The 20,603-nt window shown below is 74.5% G+C and carries 21 protein-coding genes; 16 read left to right on the forward strand and 5 right to left on the reverse strand.

Annotated elements, in window-relative coordinates; all coding sequences use genetic code 11:
• Positions 1-5: 5 nt before the first annotated feature.
• A complete protein-coding gene (locus ACFVYI_RS23295) occupies positions 6-455 on the reverse strand; it encodes a hypothetical protein (protein ID WP_387888659.1) in 450 nt (149 codons plus the stop codon).
• Between the two features lie 177 nt (positions 456-632).
• Here ACFVYI_RS23295 and proC point away from each other — a divergent pair, with 177 nt between their 5' ends.
• The 3 genes from proC (at position 633) to ACFVYI_RS23310 (ending at position 3,442) form a co-directional block, all read left to right on the forward strand.
• Entirely contained in the window at positions 633-1,460 is an 828-nt protein-coding gene (proC, locus tag ACFVYI_RS23300) for a pyrroline-5-carboxylate reductase (RefSeq protein ID WP_387888661.1), read from the forward strand.
• A gap of 22 nt (positions 1,461-1,482) precedes the next feature.
• Positions 1,483-2,136: an HAD family hydrolase gene (locus ACFVYI_RS23305; protein ID WP_387888663.1), complete on the forward strand. Its 654-nt coding sequence runs from the start codon at positions 1,483-1,485 to the stop codon at positions 2,134-2,136.
• Positions 2,137-2,236: 100 nt separating this feature from the next.
• Entirely contained in the window at positions 2,237-3,442 is a 1,206-nt protein-coding gene (locus tag ACFVYI_RS23310) for an MFS transporter (RefSeq protein ID WP_387888665.1), read from the forward strand.
• Positions 3,443-3,481: 39 nt separating this feature from the next.
• Here ACFVYI_RS23310 and ACFVYI_RS23315 read toward each other — a convergent pair whose 3' ends face one another.
• The gene (locus ACFVYI_RS23315; protein ID WP_387888667.1) at positions 3,482-3,961 is read right to left on the reverse strand and encodes a MarR family transcriptional regulator; all 480 of its coding nucleotides are present in this window, start codon (positions 3,959-3,961) and stop codon (positions 3,482-3,484) included.
• Between the two features lie 145 nt (positions 3,962-4,106).
• Here ACFVYI_RS23315 and ACFVYI_RS23320 point away from each other — a divergent pair, with 145 nt between their 5' ends.
• The 6 genes from ACFVYI_RS23320 (at position 4,107) to ACFVYI_RS23345 (ending at position 8,719) form a co-directional block, all read left to right on the forward strand.
• Positions 4,107-4,460, forward strand: a complete 354-nt coding sequence (locus ACFVYI_RS23320; protein ID WP_387888668.1) for an HGxxPAAW family protein — start codon at positions 4,107-4,109, stop codon at positions 4,458-4,460.
• Positions 4,461-4,536: 76 nt separating this feature from the next.
• Positions 4,537-5,733, forward strand: coding sequence for an acetoin utilization protein AcuC (locus ACFVYI_RS23325; protein WP_387888670.1), 1,197 nt, complete (start codon positions 4,537-4,539; stop codon positions 5,731-5,733).
• Positions 5,734-5,959: 226 nt separating this feature from the next.
• Positions 5,960-6,169, forward strand: coding sequence for a helix-turn-helix domain-containing protein (locus ACFVYI_RS23330; protein WP_148644250.1), 210 nt, complete (start codon positions 5,960-5,962; stop codon positions 6,167-6,169).
• A gap of 189 nt (positions 6,170-6,358) precedes the next feature.
• The gene (locus ACFVYI_RS23335) at positions 6,359-6,457 is read left to right on the forward strand and encodes a 30S ribosomal protein bS22 (protein ID WP_003948845.1); all 99 of its coding nucleotides are present in this window, start codon (positions 6,359-6,361) and stop codon (positions 6,455-6,457) included.
• Positions 6,458-6,606: 149 nt separating this feature from the next.
• Positions 6,607-7,701 carry an NAD-dependent epimerase/dehydratase family protein gene (locus ACFVYI_RS23340; RefSeq protein WP_387888695.1) on the forward strand — a complete coding sequence of 365 codons (1,095 nt, stop codon included), beginning with the start codon at positions 6,607-6,609 and terminating at the stop codon, positions 7,699-7,701.
• Between the two features lie 7 nt (positions 7,702-7,708).
• Positions 7,709-8,719, forward strand: coding sequence for a lysophospholipid acyltransferase family protein (locus tag ACFVYI_RS23345; RefSeq protein ID WP_387888672.1), 1,011 nt, complete (start codon positions 7,709-7,711; stop codon positions 8,717-8,719).
• 93 nt (positions 8,720-8,812) lie between these two features.
• On the opposite strand, the gene ACFVYI_RS23350 is transcribed toward ACFVYI_RS23345, so the two are convergent.
• The 3 genes from ACFVYI_RS23350 to ACFVYI_RS23360 all read right to left on the reverse strand — a co-directional run bounded on the left by ACFVYI_RS23350 (position 8,813) and on the right by ACFVYI_RS23360 (position 12,786).
• Positions 8,813-10,120 (reverse strand): DUF5667 domain-containing protein, encoded by a 1,308-nt coding sequence (locus ACFVYI_RS23350; protein WP_387888673.1) that lies wholly within the window; start codon positions 10,118-10,120, stop codon positions 8,813-8,815.
• A gap of 280 nt (positions 10,121-10,400) precedes the next feature.
• The gene (locus tag ACFVYI_RS23355) at positions 10,401-11,183 is read right to left on the reverse strand and encodes an ECF subfamily RNA polymerase sigma factor, BldN family (protein WP_387888697.1); all 783 of its coding nucleotides are present in this window, start codon (positions 11,181-11,183) and stop codon (positions 10,401-10,403) included.
• 586 nt (positions 11,184-11,769) lie between these two features.
• Positions 11,770-12,786 carry an HAD family hydrolase gene (locus ACFVYI_RS23360; protein WP_387888675.1) on the reverse strand — a complete coding sequence of 339 codons (1,017 nt, stop codon included), beginning with the start codon at positions 12,784-12,786 and terminating at the stop codon, positions 11,770-11,772.
• A gap of 162 nt (positions 12,787-12,948) precedes the next feature.
• Between ACFVYI_RS23360 and ACFVYI_RS23365 the strand changes: the two genes are divergently transcribed.
• The 7 genes from ACFVYI_RS23365 (at position 12,949) to hemB (ending at position 20,554) form a co-directional block, all read left to right on the forward strand.
• Positions 12,949-13,233, forward strand: a complete 285-nt coding sequence (locus ACFVYI_RS23365; RefSeq protein WP_360640293.1) for a glutaredoxin family protein — start codon at positions 12,949-12,951, stop codon at positions 13,231-13,233.
• A gap of 354 nt (positions 13,234-13,587) precedes the next feature.
• Positions 13,588-14,334, forward strand: coding sequence for an exonuclease domain-containing protein (locus tag ACFVYI_RS23370; RefSeq protein WP_387888677.1), 747 nt, complete (start codon positions 13,588-13,590; stop codon positions 14,332-14,334).
• A 101-nt stretch (positions 14,335-14,435) separates the two neighbouring features.
• The gene (locus ACFVYI_RS23375) at positions 14,436-15,338 is read left to right on the forward strand and encodes a redox-sensing transcriptional repressor Rex (RefSeq protein WP_387888679.1); all 903 of its coding nucleotides are present in this window, start codon (positions 14,436-14,438) and stop codon (positions 15,336-15,338) included.
• A gap of 100 nt (positions 15,339-15,438) precedes the next feature.
• Positions 15,439-16,776, forward strand: a complete 1,338-nt coding sequence (locus ACFVYI_RS23380; protein WP_387888681.1) for a glutamyl-tRNA reductase — start codon at positions 15,439-15,441, stop codon at positions 16,774-16,776.
• 41 nt (positions 16,777-16,817) lie between these two features.
• The gene (gene hemC / locus ACFVYI_RS23385) at positions 16,818-17,828 is read left to right on the forward strand and encodes a hydroxymethylbilane synthase (protein WP_387888683.1); all 1,011 of its coding nucleotides are present in this window, start codon (positions 16,818-16,820) and stop codon (positions 17,826-17,828) included.
• Entirely contained in the window at positions 17,825-19,492 is a 1,668-nt protein-coding gene (locus ACFVYI_RS23390; RefSeq protein WP_360640278.1) for a uroporphyrinogen-III synthase, read from the forward strand. The genes hemC and ACFVYI_RS23390 overlap by 4 nt, the downstream gene beginning before the upstream one ends.
• An 81-nt stretch (positions 19,493-19,573) precedes the next feature.
• The gene (gene hemB / locus ACFVYI_RS23395; RefSeq protein WP_387888686.1) at positions 19,574-20,554 is read left to right on the forward strand and encodes a porphobilinogen synthase; all 981 of its coding nucleotides are present in this window, start codon (positions 19,574-19,576) and stop codon (positions 20,552-20,554) included.
• Positions 20,555-20,603: the final 49 nt, after the last annotated feature.

Raw genomic sequence — 20,603 nt, forward strand, 5'->3', positions numbered from 1 at the left:
GGCCGTCACCCCTTGCCGCGGGCCTGCTTCACCGAGCCGACCACGCCCGCGACGGCCAGCAGGAGGCCGGCCGGCAGCAGCGAGAGGAAGAACGCGCCGAACAGGCCGGCGTCCCCGAGGATCGTCTGCGCCAGCATGTTCAGCACCAGCAGCCCGCCCGCCGCCGGCAGTGCCGACTTCCACGGGTGCGCGTCCGCCCACCTGCGCAGCCGACGGTCGGCGGTGTCCCTGCGCAGTTGGCCGCCCACCGTGCCGACCAGGAAGAAGAAGAACAGCGCCCAGCCGGCCGGACCGGCCAGCATGCTCAGCGACCAGTCGCCGGTGATCGCGTCGATCCCCAGGGCGGTCGCCCCCACCACCGCACCGACTCCCGCGGCCGTCCGCCACGGGCCCAGCGTCGCGGCTGCGACGGCGGCCTGCCGGTTCTCACGTCGGGACATCTCTCCGTGTGCCATGCCTCCACGGTGCGCCTGCGCACAGCCCGAAGCCATAGGGGAGAACCCCGAGATTCTCCCTAGGGCCCGTCGTGCCCGACAGTGTGGCGCCCGGGGCCCTTCCGCAGGGTGGACGGTCCCGCTGCGGGCGGGGGAGCGGTGCGAGGATGGCGGCAGGAACGGATGCAAGGAGCGGGCATGGGCAGCGGCGCGACGCACGGGCAGAAGATCGCCTTCCTCGGGACGGGCAAGATCGGGGAGGCCCTCCTCTCCGGCCTGCTGCGGGCCGGGAAGGACCCGGCGGACGTCCTGGTGACCGCCCGCCGGCCGGAGCGGGCCGCCGAGCTGGCCGCGAAGTACGGCGTCGCCGTGGTGGGCAACCACGAGGCCGCCAAGCTCGCCGACACCCTGATCCTCGCGGTGAAGCCGCAGGACATGGGCACCCTGCTGGACGAACTGGCGCCGCACGTCGGCGCGGACCGCCTGGTGATCTCGGCCGCGGCGGGCATCCCCACCGCCTGGTTCGAGGCGCGGCTCGCGGCCGGTACCCCGGTGGTCCGGGTGATGCCCAACACGCCCGTCCTGGTGGACGAGGGCATGAGCGTGATCTCCGGCGGCTCGCACGCCACCGAGGCGCACCTGGAGCGGGCCGAGGAGATCTTCCGCTCGGTCGGCAAGGCGCTGCGGCTGCCCGAGTCCCAGCAGGACGCGGCGACCGCGCTCTCCGGGTCGGGCCCGGCGTACTTCTACTTCCTGGTCGAGGCGATGACGGACGCCGGCATCCTGCTCGGCCTGCCCCGGCACGTGGCGCACGACCTGATCGTGCAGTCGGCGATCGGCGCCTCGGTGATGCTGCGGGACTCCGGCGAGCACCCGGTGAAGCTGCGCGAGGCGGTCACCTCGCCGGCCGGCACCACCATCGCGGCCATCCGCGAGCTGGAGAACCACGGGGTGCGGGCCGCGCTGCTGGGCGCCCTGGAGGCGGCCCGGGACCGCTCGCGGGAGCTGGCCTCCGGCGGCAAGTAGGCCGCCCAGTAGGCTCGACCGCATGGCCTACGACCTGGTGATCTTCGACAACGACGGCGTGCTGGTGGACAGCGAGCCGCTCTCCAACCGGCTGCTCGCCGAGTACCTCACGGAACTCGGCTACCCGACCACGATCGAGGACTCCTACCGGGACTTCATGGGCACCGCGGCCCACCGGATCCACGACGTGATCGCCGAGCGGCACGACGGCGCGAAGCTGCCGGAGGGCTTCGACGAGCTGTTCCACGCCCGGGTGTTCGCCGCGTTCGGGGCCGAACTCACCGCCGTACGGGGCGCGGAGACGCTGCTGAAGGAGCTCGGGCAGCGCTCCGTGCCGTTCTGCCTGGCCTCCTCGGCGCACCACGAGTGGATCCGCACCGCCCTCGACGTCACCGGTCTGCGCGGCCACTTCACCGAGGAGCGGATCTTCAGCGCCCAGGACGTCGGCATCGGCAAGCCCGCACCCGACCTCTTCCTGCACGCCGCCCGCACCCTCGGCGTCGACCCGGCCCGCTGCCTGGTGCTGGAGGACAGCGTCAACGGCGTGCTGGCCGCCCGGGCCGCGGGGATGGACGTGTACGGCTACACCGCGCTCACCGACCCGGCGAGGCTGACGGCCGCGGGCGCCACCGGCCTGATCGGTGACCTCGCCGAGGCCCTCGCGCTGCTCGGCTAGGTCCGGCCGCCGCTTCCCGGTTGCGCACCCCCTCCCCAAAAGCCGCGCCACCCCCTACGCTCTCGCCAACATCGTCGTACCGGCCAGTAGCGGGGTGTGCGTGAGGATCGGGACAGCGCCGGGTACCGGGACACCACCACGGCTGCGGGCGGGCCGGGCCGCGCTCGCCGCGAGCTTCCTGCTCCAGGGCGTCACCTTCGCGCTGCTGGTCACCTGCATCCCCGAGATCCAGGACCGGTACGGGCTGAGCGACGCGCTGCTGCCGGTCTTCCTGGCCGCCGTGCCGATCCTGGCCGGGGTGGGGTCGATCGTCTCGGAGCAACTGGTGCGGCGGACCGGTGCGCGGGCGGTGCTGCGGGCCGTCCAGCCCGCCGTCTGCCTCAGCCTGGCCGGCGTGGGCTTCGGTCGCACGCTCTGGCAACTCGCCCTCGCGCTGGGTGCGTTCGGCCTGCTGGTCGGGGCGCTGGACGCCAGTATGAACATGCTCGGGGTCGGCCTGCAGCGCCGCTACGGCCGCTCGATCATGCTCGGCTTCCATGCGGCCTTCAGCCTCGGCGGCATCCTCGGCACGGTCGTCACCGGCCTCGGATCGCACTACCACCTCGGTCTGCCGGTGCTGTTCGGGACGGCCGCCGCGGTGATCGCCCCGCTCGCGGTGCTGGCCGGCACAAGGTTCGCCGGGCCGGCCGAACTCGGCGACGCCGTCCGGGAGGCCGCCGAGGCGGCGGCCCGGGCCGTCCCGTGGCGGCCGCTGCTGCCGCTCTGCCTGGCGATGGCCTTCGCGTACATCGCGGACGCCTCGGTCTCCAACTACAGCGTCAAGTACCTCACCGACGGCCTGGGCAGCCCCGAGGACGTCGCCAAGCTCTCGTACCTCGGCTACATGGTGGCGATGCTGCTCGGCCGCGCGCTGGGCGACCGCGCGGTGCAGCGCTGGGGCGCCGTCCCGGTGGTCCGCGGCGGCGCGGCGCTGGCCGCGCTGGGCTTCGCGATCGCCGCCGCCGCGCCCGCCGCCTGGGCCGGGATCGCCGGGTTCACCGTGCTGGGCTTCGGGATCTGCGCGATCATCCCGCAGGTCTTCGCGGCCGGCGGGCGACTCTTCCCGGCCGGCGCGGACGCCGCCGTGGCCCGGCTCAACCTCTTCAACTACGTGGGCTTCCTGATCGGTTCGCCGCTGGTGGGGGCGATCGCCGACGCGAGCTCGTACCGCTGGGCGCTGCTGGCCCCGATGCTCCTGGTGCTCGCCGTCCTCCCGTTGGCCGACCGCTTCGCCCCGGCCCCGGCGCTCGTCCCGGCGCGGGCCTGACGGCCGGGCCTCGCGAGGGGCTCGGCGCGGGCCTGGTGCTCAGGCTTCGCGGATCTCGTCCAGCGACTCCCGCATCAGGGCCTTCGCGCGGGTGAACCAGTCCGCCAGGACGGCGATCTCGTCCGGGGTGTAGTCGGCGAACAGGTGGCCGAGCCGCTCGTACATCGGGCCGTAGACCTGGAGGATGCGCGCCTGCGCGGAGTCCGCCATCACCACCCGCACCCGGCGCCGGTCGGACGGGTCGGCCTCGCGGCCGGCGTACCCGGCCTTCTCCAGCCGGTTGAGCACGCCCGTCACCGCGCCGGTGGTCAGCTGCGCCCGCTCGGCGAGGTCGCCGGCGGCGAGCGGCTCCCCGGCCATGGCCGCCTCGATGACGAAGCCGAGGCAGGTGAGGTCGGTGACGTTGAGCCCGAGCCGTGCGGCGATGTCCTGCTGTCCGAACTGGGCGAGCGCGATCATCCGGTCCATCGCGTACTGCGCCTGCTCGGCCGTCGCCTGCGGGCGCGGCTTGCCCTCCACGGGAAATCTCCTTAGCATCTAAGTTACTTAGCTCGTGAGATAAATCATCGGCGCAACCGCTCCCATCATGCGGTCGGCCGTCCGCCAACCCCATCACAACCGGGCCCCGATCACACCTGAGCCCCATCACACCAAAGAGGGAGACATGGGCGCACACGACGAGCACGACATGGGCCACACCGTCGCCGGCTGGACGGGTGCGGCGCTCGCGATCGCCGGCAGCGCCCTCGCCGGCGTGGCCTTCGCGGCGGGCTCGGCCGCCGCGCTCTGGGGCGGCCTCGCCGTCACCGGGTCGGGGGCGCTCGCCGCCTGGCTGCTGCACCTCGCGGGCTGGGGCAAGGCCACCGGGCCCCGCCCGGACGGCCGCCGGCACTGGCGCACCCGCGACACCGCCGCCCGGGGCGGCCACCCCGACTGCCTCGGCTGCCGTCTGGCGGGCCGTACCGGCACCGAGGCCACCCCCGCGGCCCGCCCGGCCGCCCGGCTCTCCCGGGGGTAGTGCCCGGGCCGCCGGGCCGCCCCCGGGGCGCGACCTGGCGGCCGTCGCGCCGCGCGCACGCACTACCGTGGACGCCATGCCCGAAGCCGAGCGTGACACCCCCTGCGGCCTGCACCTCTTCTGGGACGAGGCGGTCACCGCCTACGACTTTGGTCCCGGCCACCCGATGGACCCGGCCCGGCTGGCGCTCACCATGCGCCTGGTGGAGTCCCTCGGGCTGAACACCGGGCCGGGCGTCACCGTCCGGTCCGCGCCGGCCGCCGGCGACTCCACCCTGCACCTGGTGCACACCCGCGCGTACGTCCAGGCGGTGAAGCACGCCGCCGCCCACCCCGACGAGGTGGACCAGCGGCACGGGCTCGGCACCGACGACAACTGGGCCTTCCCCGCCGTGCACTCCGCCTCCGCGCTGATCGCCGGGCAGTCGGTCGCCGCCGCCGAGGCCGTCTGGCGCGGCGAGACCCCGCACGCCGTCAACTTCGCGGGCGGGCTGCACCACGCGATGCCCGGCCGGGCGTCCGGCTTCTGCATCTACAACGACCCCGCGCTCGCCATCGCCCGGCTGCTCGAACTCGGCGCCGAGCGGGTCGCCTACGTCGATGTGGACGTCCACCACGGCGACGGCGTCCAGCAGGCGTTCTGGGACGACCCCCGGGTGCTCACCGTCTCGCTGCACGAGCACCCCGCCACGCTCTTCCCGCAGACCGGCTGGGCCACCGAGACCGGGGGCCCGGCCGCGCCCGGCTCGGCCGCCAACCTGCCGCTGCCCGCCGGCACCGGCGACTCCGGCTGGTTGCGCGCCTTCCACGCCCTGGTGCCCGAACTGCTGGCCGCCTTCCGCCCGCAGGTCCTGGTCACCCAGCACGGCGCGGACACCCACCTGGAGGACCCGCTCGCCCACCTCGCCGTCACCGTGGACGCCCAGCGGCTGATCGCCGAGGAGTTGCACGCCCTGGCCCACGAGCACGCCGACGGCCGCTGGATCGCCCTGGGCGGCGGTGGCTACGCCGTCGTGGACGTCGTCCCGCGGACCTGGACCCACCTGGTCGCCACCGCCGCCGGGCGGCCCGTCGACCCGGCCACCGAGACGCCGCAGGACTGGCGCGCCGAGGTCTACCGGCGGACCCGCCGCCCGGCCCCGCTGCGGATGACCGACGGCGCCCGGCCGGTCTGGCGGGACTTCGACGCGGGATACGATCCGGCCGACCGCCTCGACCAGGCGATCCTGGCCGCCCGCCGCGCCGTCCTGCCGCACCACGGTCTGCTGCCCTGAATCCCGGCCCCCGGTCGTGGAGGCGCGCGGCGGTGCGCACGCCGACTGCTACAGATCGCCGAGTGACTACGTACTGCAACAGGACTATCTCTCACCGTACGAGGACTGGGCTTCCCCCTCTTCCCACTGGTACCACCCATAACTACTCTGGGGATACACGTGTGCCGGTGGAGTCACCGGAGGGGAAGCCGGTGCCTTGCACACGGGTAAGGGTCGGGTGATGGTCATGAGTTCCGGCGAACGCCCCCTGCAGGAAGTCGTCTTCCTGACCGTGGCCGAGGTGGCTGCGGTCATGCGGGTGTCCAAGATGACGGTGTACCGGTTGGTGCACAGCGGAGAACTGCCGGCCATCCGGGTCGGTCGGTCCTTCCGGGTGCCCCAGCAGGCGGTGCACGAGTACCTCAAGGAGTCCTACGTGCGGCTCGAAAGCGCGTAGGGCGAGCTGACGGGGGCGGGGTCCACAGCCGGTGGACCCCGCGCTCGTTCGCCGCGGATTTCCCGCGAGTTTCCCGGTCAGGGGAGCACGATTACGGCCCTGGCCGCGTGGACGGTAGGCTAGGCCCTCCGTCAGTCGTATGGACTCCGTCTCTCACGGACGGGAGTCTCAGTGAGCGAGGGTTGTTCCGTGGGCTCTGTCATCAAGAAGCGTCGCAAGCGTATGGCCAAGAAGAAGCACCGCAAGCTTCTGAAGCGGACCCGCGTGCAGCGTCGCAACAAGAAGTAAGCGCCCGCCGCGCAGCTGCGCGCCCGGCGCTTCCACCGCCCGTCCAGGCCCCCGTGGCCTGGGCGGGCGGTGTCGTTTCACGGCCCGATGTGGCGGCGCGGTACGGTGCACGCAGGGCCGCTTCAGGCCGAGGAATGGGGTGCAGCACTGTGGGCATGGTCGTGCTCGTCACCGGCGTGGCCCGCCACCTCGGTGCCCGGTTCGTCGCGGAGATCCGCCGCCTGCCCGGCGTCGACCTGGTGGTCGGCGTGGACGTGCAGCCGCCCCGGCACCCCGTCGAGGAGCCGGACGGGCCGGCCGCCCCCTACCGCTTCCAGCAGCTGGACCTGCGCCGCCCGGCGGTCGCCCGGGTGATCGCCGAGCACCGGGTCGACACCGTCGTCCACCTCGCCGTCAGCGCCACCGGACTGGGCTCCACGAACCGCTCCTCGGTCAAGGAGTCCAACGTCATCGGCACCATGCAGCTGCTCGGCGCCTGCCAGAAGGCACCCGGAGTGCGCCGGCTGGTGGTGAAGTCGACCACCGGCGTGTACGGCTCGGCGCCGCGCGACCCGGCCGTGTTCACCGAGCGGACCCAGCCCAAGAACCTGCCGGGCGGCGGCTTCGCCAAGGACGCGGTGGAGGTCGAGGGCTACGTCCGCGGCTTCGCCCGCCGCCGCCCCGACGTCGCGGTGACCGTGCTGCGGTTCGCCAACATCGTCGGCCCCGGCGCGGACACCCCGCTCGGCGAGTACTTCGCCCTGCCGGTGCTGCCCACCGTCCTCGGCTACGACCCCCGGCTGCAGTTCGCCCACGAGGACGACGTCGTCGCGGTGCTCTGCCGGGCGGCGCGGCCCCCGGAGCCGGACACCGTCAACACCGGCACCTTCAACGTGGCGGGGGAGGGCGTCCTGCTGCTCTCCCAGTGCGCCCGCCGGCTCGGCCGGCCGACCCTGCCGCTGCTGCTGCCCGCGATCAGCTGGATGGCGGCGCTGGCCCGGCAGACCAGGATGGTCGACTTCTCGCCCGAGCAGTTGCGGCTGCTGACCCACGGCCGGGTCGTGGACACCACCCGGCTGCGCGAGACCTTCGGGTACCGGCCGCGGTTCACCACCCCGGAGGCCTTCGCCGACTTCGCCGCCGCCCAGTCCGCCGGCCTGCTGCCGCCCGCGCGGCTCGCCGCCGTCACCGACGGGCTGGCCGCGCTGCTCGGGCCGGAGCACGCGCCGGCCGCCCGTTCGCACCCAAGCCGACCCAGGAGCTGAACCCGCGATGAGTGCCGCTGCCGAGAACGCGTCGGGCGAGGCCAAGGTCATCCCGATCGAGTCCGCGCCGAGCTGGAGCGAGCCCGACCGGCCCGCCGGCCTGGCCGACCAGCTCGCCGACGCCGTCGGCGGGGCGCTGACCGGGCGGCTCGGCCCGGCCGCCACCCGGCTGTTCGGCAAGGGCTGGGAGGGCCGTGCCGCCGAGGGCCTCGCCTTCCTGCGCCGCCGGATCACCGGCGACTACGAGGTGGACGAGTTCGGCTTCGACCGCGAACTCACCGACGAGGTGCTGCTCGCGCTGCTGCGTCCGCTCGCCGAGAAGTACTTCCGGGTCGAGGTGCGCGGGATCGAGAACATCCCCGCCGAGGGCGGCGCGCTGATCGTCGCCAACCACTCCGGGACGATCCCGCTGGACGCCCTGATGACCCAGGTCGCCATCCACGACCACCACCCGAGCCGACGGCACCTGCGGATGCTCGCCGCCGACCTGGTGTTCGTCCTGCCCGGCATCAACGAGCTGGCCCGCAAGGCCGGCCACACGCTGGCCTGCAACGAGGACGCCCAGGCGCTGCTGGAGCGCGGCGAGCTGGTCGGCGTCTGGCCGGAGGGCTTCAAGGGCATCGGCAAGCCCTTCTCCGAGCGCTACAAGCTGCAGCGGTTCGGGCGGGGCGGCTTCGTCTCCTCGGCCCTGCGGGCCCGGGTGCCGATCGTGCCGTGCTCGATCGTCGGGGCGGAGGAGACCTACCCGATGATCGGCAACTTCCGGACGCTGGCCCGGCTGCTGGGGCTGCCGTACGTGCCGGTCACGCCGACCTTCCCGTGGCTCGGGCCGCTCGGCGCGCTGCCGCTGCCGACCAAGTGGACCATCCAGTTCGGCGAGCCGATCGCCACCGACGGGCACCCGGTGGAGGCGGCGGACGACCCGATGCTGGTCTTCGACCTCGCCGACGAGGTGCGGGAGACCATCCAGCACACCCTCTACAAGCTGCTGGTGCAGCGGCGCTCGGTGTTCTTCTGAGGTCGTCCGACATTCGTCCGACTGCGGACGCACAGCGGCGCAGGGCCCGGGCGGATCCGCCCGGGCCCTGCGCGTGCGACCGTCCCGGCCGGCTCAGCCGCCGAGGATCCGCAGGCCGGGCAGCAGCCCGGGGATCAGCGGCGGCACCTCGACGCCCTGCGGTGCGGTGCCGGGAGCCGTACTCGGCGAGCCCGACGGCTGCGGGGCCGCCTGGTCCGGCGCGGGGTCCGCGCTGGGTGAGGGCTTCGGGCCGGTCAGCCCGCTGGTGAGGTTGTCGACCAGCCCGCCGACCGCGCCCGCCGCGTTGCTCGGCACGCTGCTGGGCGCGCCGCCGCTGCCGCCGGTGCCGGGCGTGCTCGCCCCGGCGGACGGCGCCCGCTCGGTGCTGCCGGCCTTGCCGCCGTTCGCGCTGCCCGCGCCGCCGCCCTGGGCCGGCCCGGCGCCCGGTGCGGCGTTGCCGCCGACGGCCGGGGTGTCGGCCGGTGAGGTGCCGTCGGCCGCGCCGCCCGCGCCGCCGCCCGCCCCGCCGCCGGCCGGTCCACCGCTCTTGGCGGGGGGCTGGGCCAGCCGCAGGGGCGCGACGTCCTCGCTTATGTCGTCGAACAGCTGGTCCACCAGGTGGGCCTGCGAGGTCAGCTGGACGGGCAGCCTGCTCTGCAGCTCGGTCCAGTGGCCGTCCTCGTCCTGGGCGAAACCGGCCAGGGCGCGCATCGGGTCCAGCGAGCCGTTGCTGCGGTAGACCGAGCGCAGCAGGTCGCGGCCCCTGAGGGCGTCGGCGTGCATGTCGTCGAGCGCCTTGCGGACCTGGTCGACGGTGCCCGGGCTGAGCGAGCCGGCCGCGTCCGTCCGGCCGACCAGGCTCTTCGCCTCGCCGAGCCGGGTGGCGGCGTTGTCCAGCAGCAGCGTGCCGCGCTCGCTGTCGGAGTCCGCGAGGTCCAGCCGGAGCCCTTCCAGGCCGCGCTTCATGCCGTACAGCGTGTCCCCGGGGAGGGCGCTGGCGCTGGCGGCGGCCGCGCCGGCGAGGCTGCCGACGGCGAGCCCGGCGACCAGGCCGCCGATCGCGAAACGGCGGCTCCAGCGGCCGCGCGGGGCGGTCCGGACCGCCCGGTGCCCGCGCTGGCGGGGCACCGCGGCGCCCGGTCCGCCGGCGAAGGCCTGCTCGAACGCGGCCATCAGCTGGGCGCGTTGGACCGTTCGGACCCCCTGGTCCAGCGCCGGTCCGGGCAGCGCGCCGAGTGCGCCGACCATGCCGACCAGCCCCGCCATCGCGGCCGAACCGGCGCCGGTGGAAGCGGTGTCGGCCGCTCCGTCACTGGCGGCGCCGCGTTCCTCTGCCTGGTGGGCCTCCAGCGCCTCGGCGAAGGCCTTCGCCCGCCGGTGCTCCAGCACGTTTGCCGTCACGGGCCACACCTCCCTTCGTCGTTGTCGACACCCCGGCCTGCCGGACGGTTGCCTCGGCGGGCCAAAGCCACTCCATCGGGTGAGAGGTCGCAATTCGACTTGACCGTACGCCTGGTGGAGGCTTGCACGCTGGCCAACGAGTGGTGCGGGCGGTCGGTTACGCACGGCTGATCATCGGATCGACCGTTCACCCGGACGTGTCGGACCGCCTCCGTCGGTGACGGTCCACCGGATATCTCGCCGGCGCCGTCCGCACCGCCGCCCCCGGTCACCGGGCCGCTCATCGCGCGTCGGGCGGCAGCAGGCGGGCCAGGGTCCGCACCGCGCGGTACTGGAGGGTCTTGATGGCGCCCTCGTTCTTGCCCATGATCCGGGCCGTCTCGGCCACCGAGAGCCCCTGCAGGAAGCGGAGCGTGACGCACTCCTGCTGCTGCGGGTTGAGCCGGCGCACCGCGTCCAGCAGGGCCGCGTTGGAGAGCGACTCCAGCACCGAGTCCTCCGGGCTGCGTTCGCACTCGTTGGAGTCGAGCATCTCCCCGGTGGTGACCTCCAGGCGGAAGCGGCTGGACTTGAAGTGGTCGGCCACCAGGTTGCGGGCGATGGTCACCAGCCAGGCGCCGAAGTCGCGGCCCTGCCAGGTGAACGTGCCGATCCGGCGCAGCGCCCGCAGGAAGGTCTCGCTGGTGAGGTCCTCGGCGGTGGCCCGGCTGCCCACCCGGTAGTAGATGTAGCGGTAGACCGTGTCCGCGTAGTGGTCGTAGAGGCTGCCGAAGGCGTCGCTCTCGCCGGCCTGGGCCCGCTCGACCAGCTCCATGATCGGGTTGTGCTCGGTCTCGAAGCCGGGGGCCGGGGCCGTCCGCGCCCGGCTGCGCCCGCTGCTGCCGGCGGCTCCGGTGCGCCCGCGCGAGCCCGTTCCGGCGGAGCCGGCCGCGGTGGTGCGCAGGGCCAGGCCGGCCGGCTGTGCCTGTTGGTGGCCGAACGGGGCCCCGACGGGCACCAGTTGGGGCGAGGTGACGAGTTGGCTGCGGAGCAGGGTGCGCAACAGCTCCAGGCCGGTGGAGATCTGGCGGGCCGAGGCCGGGCGGCCGCGCAGGCTGGTGCGGGAGCGCAGGGGGGCGGGCGACGGGCGGGAGGGTGCAGGCGCGTCGTTCCGGACGGGTGGGTACACGGGACTCCCAGAGGCAGAACTGTGGACGGATCACCTCCGCCTGCGCGGAGAGCACACCCGCACCGCCCGTTCGAGCGGGGCGCGTGGGGACGTGCATCCAGGAGAGAATAACGCTTTGTGCAATGACAGCTACACCGTGTGGTCGAAGTGGTCGTTTGGGATCCACATGACGTGCATATTCGGCTGACACTGACCGAACGTGTCATCGTTCATCCGGCTCAACGTGATCGAACGGGTGCACTGGGTGACCAATTCGGCGGTCAGGCGGCCGGTTTCCCCGGGGTTGGCCTCGGTAACCCCTGACTTTCCCCGTCTGACGAACGATCAGAACCGGTCACTGGGTGACAGGTTCGTTCAGATGCTCCGGACTCTCCGTCGGGGGAGGGGAGTTAGCCCGTACGGGCGCCCTGTTCGGTGTACGGATTGACGGCCGGTCACCCGCTCAGGGGGCGCCGACCCGGGTGTGGCGCCGGGCGTGGCCTCAGGCGCGGTGGCGGCGGTGCAGGGCGATCCCGGCGGCCGTCGCCCCGGCGGCCACGCCGAGCGCGGCGGCGGCCGGCAGGCCCACCCGGGCCGCCTTCCGCCCGGTCCGGAAGTCCCGGACCCGCCAGCCCTGGGCCCGCGCGTGCCGGCGCAGCGCGCCGTCCGGGTTCACCACGTACGGGTGGCCGACCAGCGAGAGCATCGGGATGTCGTTGGCCGAGTCGCTGTACGCGGCGCAGCGGTCCAGGTCGAGCCGCTCGCGTCGGGCCAGCGAGCGGACGGCGGCCGCCTTGGCGGGCCCGTGCAGCAGTTCGCCGACCAGCCGGCCGGTGTACAGGCCGCCCCGGGCCTCGGCGACGGTGCCGAGCGCGCCGGTCATGCCGAGCCGCCGGGCGATGATCCGGGCCACCTCCAGCGGGGCGGCGGTGACGAGCCAGACCCGCTGGCCGGCGTCCAGGTGCATCTGGACCAGGGCGCGGGTGCCGGGCCAGATCTTGTCGGCGATGACCTCCTCGAAGACCTCCTCGCAGATGGCCTCCAGATCGGCGGTGCACTTGCCGGCGACCAGGCCGAGCGCGGTGTGCTGGGCGTCGGCCATGTGCTCCGGGTCCTCGGCGCCGTGCAGCCGGAACCAGGCCTGCTGCCAGGCGAACCGGGCGATGTCGCGGCGGGTGAGGAAGCCGCGGCGGTAGAGGCCGACCCCGAGGTAGAAGATCGCGGCGCCGCGCAGGATGGTGTTGTCGCAGTCGAAGAAGGCGGCGGCGCGCGGATCGTCCCGCTCGGGGGTGTGGTTCTCGGCGGGCGCCTTGGGGGCCTTCGCGGCCCGGTCGGGCGCGGTGGCCGTCGGGGCCTGCTCGCCGGCGGCGGCCTGCTCGCCCGCGGCCCCCGGGTCGGTCGAGGTGTCCGGCGCGGCCCGCAGGGCGGCCTCCGCGGCCTCGGCCGCAGCCTCGCCGGCCAGGGCGCTCCGCTCGGCGGTGGAACGTCTTGACTGGGTGAGCCTTCGGAGCACGGCCATGCCACCGAGCATAGCCAGCCGGGCCGGGAGGGGCCGTGACGGCGGCGTGCCCACGGGGTGAACAGCGACCGCCCCGGATGACGGCCCGGCGGTGCCGGGGCCGGCGGGCGCGCCGTCCGGCCGCCGGGACGGACGGGTGTGAGGCGGGCGCACAATGGCCGGGTGAGCCCACTGCTGCGACGTGACAAGAACCAGAGCCCGAAGCCGGCCGACCGCACCGTGACCCTGGTCGGCAAGCCGGGCTGCCACCTCTGCGACGACGCCCGGGAGGTGATCGTCCGGGTGACCGGCGAGCTGGGCGCGACCTTCGAGGAGAAGGACATCACGCAGGACGAGGAGCTGTACCGCACCTACTGGGAGCAGATTCCGGTCACCCTGATCGACGGCCGACAGCACGACTTCTGGCGGGTCGACGAGCGTCGCCTGCGGGCCGCCCTCGGGGCCTGAGGCCAGCGTTCTTCGCCCGCTCGCCTCCGGGGCGCTCGACCCGGTGCCGACGGTCGGCGCTCCGTCGCTCTCCCCCAGCCTCCGGCCGGGGGTGCCCCCGACGTCGCTCCGTCGCTTGTCCTCCTTGCCCGGCATCGGGCAGGAGGGGCCCACCCTTTCGGCACCGGCGCGGCCCTTCGGCTCGGGGCGGGCCCGGGCCGCGCGCCCCGGCCCGCCGCCCCCGTCGACCGGCGGGGGCGGTTCGCCGAATCGTTGTGAAGAATCCCGGGCCGGGCCTGGGAGCGGCGCCGTTGGTCGGCTTACGATCGAACTCGTTTGCGCCCATGGGGGGCTGAGCACGCGAGGAGTGCCGCCATGCTTCCCGGCCCGCCCCCAGGGATGCCCGCCGCCGTGCCGGCGGCCGGGGGCTTCGCGGTGGTGGACGTGGAGACGACCGGCCGCAGCCCGTGGCGGCACCGGGTGGTCGAGGTCGCCGTCGTGCTGCTGGACGAGCGGCTCCGGCCCGAGGCCGAGTTCTGCACCCTGCTGGATCCGGCGGGCCCGGTCGGCCCCACCCATGTGCACCGGATAGCCCAGGCCGACGTCGAGGGCGCCCCCCGGTTCCGCGAGATCGCGCCGCGGCTGCTGGAGCTGCTGGCCGGACGGGTGCTGGTCGGCCACCACGTCACCTGTGACCACGCCTTCCTCGATCGCGAGTTCGCCCGGATCGGAGTGGTCCTGCCGTCCGTCCCGCTGCTCTGCACGATGCGGCTGGCGCGGGCGCACCTCTCGGAGGCGGGCGGTTTCGGCCTGGCGGCCTGTGCGGAGGCGGCCGGGCTCGGCCGGTTCCCCGCCCACACCGCGCTGGGGGACGCCCGGGCCACCGCCGGGCTGCTCCGGCACTGCCTGGGGGCGCCGTCCTGCCCGCCCGACGACTGGGCGGCGCCGCTGCGCGAGGCGGCCCGGGTGCCGTGGCCGAGGCTGGGCCGGGCCCGCTCGCACGCGTCCGGGGCGGCCGTCCCGCTGCTCCCCCGGGAGCCGCTGTACGGTCCGCGGTCACCCGGCGCACAGCCCCCGGGCGTGGTGCCGTCGGGGACCGGTGCTATGGACTCGTCGGCGTGATGCGCATCACTGTGCGGGGACAAAACGGACACCATCTTTGTGCACACGTTCACAAACGCATAGCCTGGCTGCCAAAGCCCAGCTTCACCCACAGGAGCACCGTGGCAATCGGCCGATCACCACAGAGCAGTTCGCAGACGCCCGACCAGGGCGCCGCGCGCCGACCCTCGCGTGCCCGGGGCATCCCGGAGGCGACCGTCGCCCGCCTTCCCCTCTACCTGCGGGCACTCACCGCGCTCTCCGAGCGTTCCGTGCCGACCGTCTCCTCGGAGGAGCTGGCGGCCGCCGCCGGCGTGAACTCCGCGAAGCTGCGCAAGGACTTCTCCTACCTGGGCTCGTACGGGACCCGCGGCGTCGGCTACGACGTCGAGTACCTCGTCTACCAGATCTCCCGCGAGCTGGGCCTGACCCAGGACTGGCCCGTCGTCATCGTCGGCATCGGGAACCTCGGCCACGCCCTCGCCAACTACGGCGGCTTCGCCTCCCGGGGATTCCGGGTGGCGGCCCTGCTGGACGCCGACCCGGCCGTGGTCGGCAGCAGTGCGGCCGGCCTCCCGGTGCGCCACATGGACGAACTGGAGTCCATCGTGGAGAACCAGCACGTCTCCATCGGTGTCATCACCACCCCGCCCGGCGCCGCCCAGCAGGTCTGCGACCGCCTGGTCGAGGCCGGCGTCACCAGCATCCTGAACTTCGCCCCGACGGTGCTCACCGTCCCGGACGGCGTGGACGTGCGCAAGGTGGACCTCTCCATCGAGCTGCAGATCCTGGCCTTCCACGAGCAGCGCAAGGCGGGCGAGGAGCCGGACCGCACCGAGTCGGTGCTGGACCGCGCCCCGGGCCCGGTCCGCGCGGCCGCGGCCAAGCTGCGCCGCGCCGCCGCCGGCGGCAGCGGCAAGGCCCGTCCGGCCACCGAGCCGGCCAAGGACGGCGAGGCGCCGGCCAAGACCAAGCCCGGCAAGGCCGGCGGCGAGGGCGAGCTCTCCGCGGTGATGCCGGCGTGAGCGGGCGAACCATCGGGAAGGCGCGCGTGGAGCGAAGCGGACGTACGGCGCAGCGGGCCGGGCGCACGAGGTCCGGGATCCGTGGCACCTGGGGGCGGGCATGAGCCTTCTCGTCGTAGGACTGAGCCATCGCACCGCCCCGGTCGGCGTGCTGGAGCGCGCCGCCCTGACCGGTGACGTGCCGACCCGGCTGCTGCACGACGCGGCGGCCACCGCGACCGTCGCCGAGGCCGCGCTGCTGAACACCTGCAACCGGATCGAGCTGTACGCGGACGTGGACAAGTTCCACGCCGGCGTCGCCGAGCTGTCGCTGCTGCTGGCCCACCACAGCGGGGTGGACCTGGAGGAGCTGACCTCCCACCTCTACGTCCACTACGAGGACCGCGCGGTCCACCACCTCTTCTCGGTGGCCTGCGGCCTGGACTCGATGGTGGTCGGCGAGGGGCAGATCCTCGGCCAGCTGCGCGACGCGCTGGCCAGGGCCCAGGAGGAGCACACCGCCGGGCGCGGCCTGAACGAGCTGTTCCAGCAGGCCCTGCGGGTCGGCAAGCGGGCGCACAGCGAGACCGGCATCGACAAGGCCGGCCAGTCGCTGGTGACCTTCGGCCTGGAGCAGGTCGCGGCCGGCGCGGGCGAGATCGCGGGCAAGCGCGCCCTGGTGGTCGGCGCCGGCTCGATGAGCTCGCTGGCCGCCGCCACGCTGGTCCGCTCCGGCGTCACCGATCTGCTGGTCGCCAACCGGACGCCCGAGCGCGCCGAGCGCCTGGTCGAGATCCTCGGCGCCGACGTGGCCCGGACGCTCGACCTGGCCAAGGTGCCCGAGGCGCTGGCCGACGTCGACCTGGTGATCTCCTGCACCGGCGCGGCCGGCGTGGTGATCAGGGCCGAGGACGTCGCGGCCGCGGTCGCCGCACGGGCCGGCGCGACCCCGCTGGCGCTGCTCGACCTGGCCATGCCGCGCGACGTCGACCACGCCGTGCACGAGCTGCCCGGCGCACTCCTGGTCGACCTGGAGAGCCTCTCGCACGCCCACGCCGCCACCCCCGGCGCCGGGGACGTCGACGCCGTGTCCGGCATCGTCGCCGACGAGGTCACCGCCTTCGCGGCCGCCCAGCGGGCCGCCCGGATCGCCCCGACCGTGGTGGCGCTGCGGGCGATGGCCTCCGACGTGGTCGCCGCCGAGCTGGGCCGCCTCGACTCGCGGCTGCCCGCCCTGGACGAGCGCTCCCGCGCCGAGATCACCCAGACCGTCCGCCGTGTCGTCGACAAGCTGCTGCACGCCCCGACCGTGCGGGTGAAGCAGCTTGCCGCCGAGCCGGGCGGCGCCTCCTACGCGGACGCGCTGCGCGAGCTGTTCGACCTTGACCCGGCGGCCGTGCACGCGGTCTCGGGCACCCCGATCGGCACCCAGCAGCCTTCGGGCGGGGGCGCCAGATGAACCGTCAGCCATCCCACGAGTACCACCGGGACGATCACCTCATGAATGGTCAACCGCTCACCGACCAGGCCCCGGCCGCCACCGCAGCACTGCGGCTCGGCACCCGGCGCAGCGCGCTCGCCATGGCCCAGTCGGGCATGGTCGCCCGCGAGGTGACCAGGGTCACCGGGCGCCCCGTCGAGCTGGTGGAGATCACCACCTACGGCGACACCTCCAAGGAGGCGCTGGCGCAGATCGGCGGCACCGGCGTGTTCGTCTCCGCCCTGCGCGACGCGCTGCTGGAGCGCCGGATCGACTTCGCCGTGCACTCGCTGAAGGACCTGCCCACCGCCGAGCCCGAGGGCCTGGTGCTGGCCGCCGTCCCCGCGCGCGAGGACGTCCGCGACGCCCTGGTGGCGCGCGAGGGCCTCGCCCTGGGCGAGCTGGTGGAGAAGCTGGCCGGCGCCGGGCGCGCCGCCCGGATCGGCACCGGCTCCCCGCGCCGGATGGCCCAGCTCAACGCCTGGGCCCGCGGCCGAGGGGCCCAGATCGAGACGGTCGCGATCCGCGGCAACGTGGACACCCGGATCGGCTTCGTGTCCTCCGGTGAGCTGGACGCGGTGGTGCTGGCCACCGCCGGTCTGAACCGGCTCGGCCGCGCCGCCGAGATCACCGAGCACCTCGACCCCGAGCTGATGGTCCCGGCCCCCGGCCAGGGTGCGCTCGCCATCGAGTGCACCACCGCCGACGCCGAGCTGGCCGCCGCGCTGTCGGCCCTCGACCACGCCCCCACCCGGGTCGCGGTGGCCGCCGAGCGTGCCCTGCTCGCCACCCTGGAGGCCGGCTGCTCCGCACCGGTCGCCGCGCTGGCCACCTGGGGCCACGAGTACGAACTGCAGCTGGAGGGCGTGGTCGGCACGGTCGACGGCGCCACCCTGCTGAAGATGTCCGCCAACGGTCCGATCGTCCTCGACGAGACCGCCGAGCAGCAGGCGGCGGCCCTCGGCCGCGCCCTGGCCGCCCGGCTGCTCGACGCGGGCGCGGCCGCCCTGATGGGGGAGCGAGCCCGATGAGCCCCACCGCCGCCACCGAGACGCCGTTCCCGGCCGACAGCCCCTTCCCGGGCGGGACGCCCGCCGCGGGCCGGTGCACCTTCCTGGGCGCGGGCCCCGGGGACCCGGGCCTGCTGACCCTGCGCGCCGTCGAGGTGCTGGCCTCGGCCGACATCCTGGTCGCCGACCCGCTCACCGCCGCCGCCGTGCGCAGCCACTGTCCGGCCGGTGTGCAGGTGCACACCCCGGGCGCCGAGGGCCCCGAGTTCGACCTGGCCGAGCTGGTCGCCGAGGCGGTCCGCTCGGGCAAGCACGTGGTCCGCACCGTCGACGGCGACCCCGGCCTGGACGGCTGCGCCGCCGAGGAGATGCTCGGCTGCGCGGGCCACGGCATCCACTTCGAGGTGATCCCCGGCGTCGCCCAGTCGGTCGGCGTCCCGGCCTACGCGGGTGTCCCGCTGCGCGGCGTGGGCGGCACCGACGTCCGGTTCGTGGACGGCGCGGCCCTGCTCGCCGGCAGTCCGGTGGACCTGGGCGCGCCGGAGACCACCCTGGTGGTGCGCACCACCCTGGGCCAGCTGCCGGCCACCGCCAACGCGCTGGTCTCCAACGGCCGCAAGCCGGAGTCGGCGCTCAGCGCGACGCTCTCCGGCACCACCACCCGCCAGCGCACCTTCACCGCCACCCTGGCCACCATCGCGGCCGACCTCAAGGTGGCCCGGGTGCTGCCCTCGCCGGTCTCCGCCCCGGTGGACCCGGCGACCTCGGTGATAGCCGTGGTGGGGGAGCAGGTCGCGCACCGCGCCTCGCACTCGTGGTTCGAGACCAAGCCGCTGTTCGGCTGGAACGTGCTGGTGCCGCGCACCAAGGAGCAGGCCACCGGCCTCTCCGAGCAGCTGCGCTCGTACGGCGCGGTGCCGCAGGAGGTGCCGACCATCGCGGTCGAGCCGCCGCGCACCCCGCAGCAGATGGAGCGGGCGATCAAGGGCCTGGTCACCGGCCGCTACGAGTGGATCGCCTTCACCTCGGTGAACGCGGTGCGCGCCGTCCGCGAGAAGTTCGAGGAGTACGGCCTGGACGCCCGGGCGTTCGCCGGGATCAAGGTCGCGGCGGTCGGCGAGACCACCGCGCAGGCGCTGGTGGACTTCGGCGTGAAGCCGGACCTCGTACCGTCCGGCGAGCAGTCCGCCGCCGGGCTGCTGGAGGACTGGCCGCCGTACGACCCGGTGTTCGACCCGATCGACCGGGTGCTGCTGCCGCGCGCCGACATCGCCACCGAGACCCTGGTGGCCGGCCTGGTCGAGCTGGGCTGGGAGGTCGACGACGTGACGGCGTACCGGACGGTGCGCGCCTCGCCGCCGCCGGCCGAGACCCGCGAGGCGATCAAGGGCGGCGGCTTCGACGCCGTGCTGTTCACCTCGTCCTCGACCGTGCGGAACCTGGTGGGCATCGCCGGCAAGCCGCACAACGTGACGGTCATCGCCTGCATCGGCCCGGCCACCGCCAAGACCGCCGAGGAGCACGGCCTGCGGGTCGACGTGATGGCCCCGGCGCCGTCGGCGGCCGCGCTGGCCCAGGCCCTGGCAGACTTCGGGGCCAGGCGCCGCGACACCGCGACGGCGGCGGGCGAGCCGGTCTACCGGCCCAGCGAGCGCCGTCCCGGCTCGCGCCGCAAGGCCCGCTGAGGCCTGTCGCCCGAGTAACCCGAGGCCGGGGTCGGCGCACCGTCGCCCCCGGCGCTGGACAACCGTTCGGAGAGAGAAGCCGTGTCCGCTGAATTCCCGTACGTTCGCCCCCGCCGGCTGCGCTCGACCCCGGCGATGCGCCGGCTGGTCGCGGAGACCCGGCTGCACCCGGCGGAGCTGATCCTGCCGCTGTTCGTCCGCGAGGGCGTCCGCGAGCCGGTCCCGGTGACGTCGATGCCGGGCGTGGTCCAGCACACCCGTGACACGCTGCGCAAGGCCGCGGTCGAGGCCGCCGAGGCGGGCCTGGGCGGGGTCATGCTGTTCGGCGTGCCCGAGGTGCAGGACGCGGTCGGCAGCGAGGGCACCAACCCGGACGGCATCCTGCAGCAGGCGATCCGGGACGTGGTCTCCGAGGTCGGCGACTCCCTGGTGGTCATGTCCGACCTCTGCCTGGACGAGTACACCGACCACGGTCACTGCGGCGTCCTGGCCGCCGACGGCAGCGTGGACAACGACGCGACGCTGGAGCGCTACGCCGAGATGGCCCGGGTGCAGGCGGACGCCGGCGTCCACCTGGTCGGCCCGTCCGGGATGATGGACGGTCAGATCGCGGTGGTCCGCCGGGCCCTGGACGAGGCCGGGCACCAGGACACCGGCATCCTCGCCTACACGGCCAAGTACGCCTCGGCGTTCTACGGCCCGTTCCGGGAGGCGGTCGGCTCCTCGCTGAAGGGCGACCGCAAGAGCTACCAGCAGGACCCGGCCAACGCCCGCGAGGCGCTGCGCGAGCTGGAGCTGGACGTCGCCGAGGGCGCCGACCTGGTGATGGTCAAGCCCGCGATGGCCTACCTGGACATCCTGCGCCAGGTGGCCGACGCCTCGCCGGTGCCGGTCGCCGCCTACCAGGTCTCCGGCGAGTACGCGATGGTCGAGGCCGCCGCCGCCAACGGCTGGATCGACCGGGAGCGGATGATCCTGGAGACGCTGACCTCGATCCGCCGGGCCGGTGCCGAGCAGATCCTCACCTACTGGGCGGTCGAGGTCGCCGCGATGCTCAAGTAGGAGAGTAGGTACGGCGACGGAGGCCGGACCCCGGGCGGGGTCCGGCCTC

This window comes from Kitasatospora sp. NPDC058218, from assembly GCF_042882445.1.
In the GTDB taxonomy this organism is placed as follows: Bacteria; Actinomycetota; Actinomycetes; order Streptomycetales; family Streptomycetaceae; genus Kitasatospora.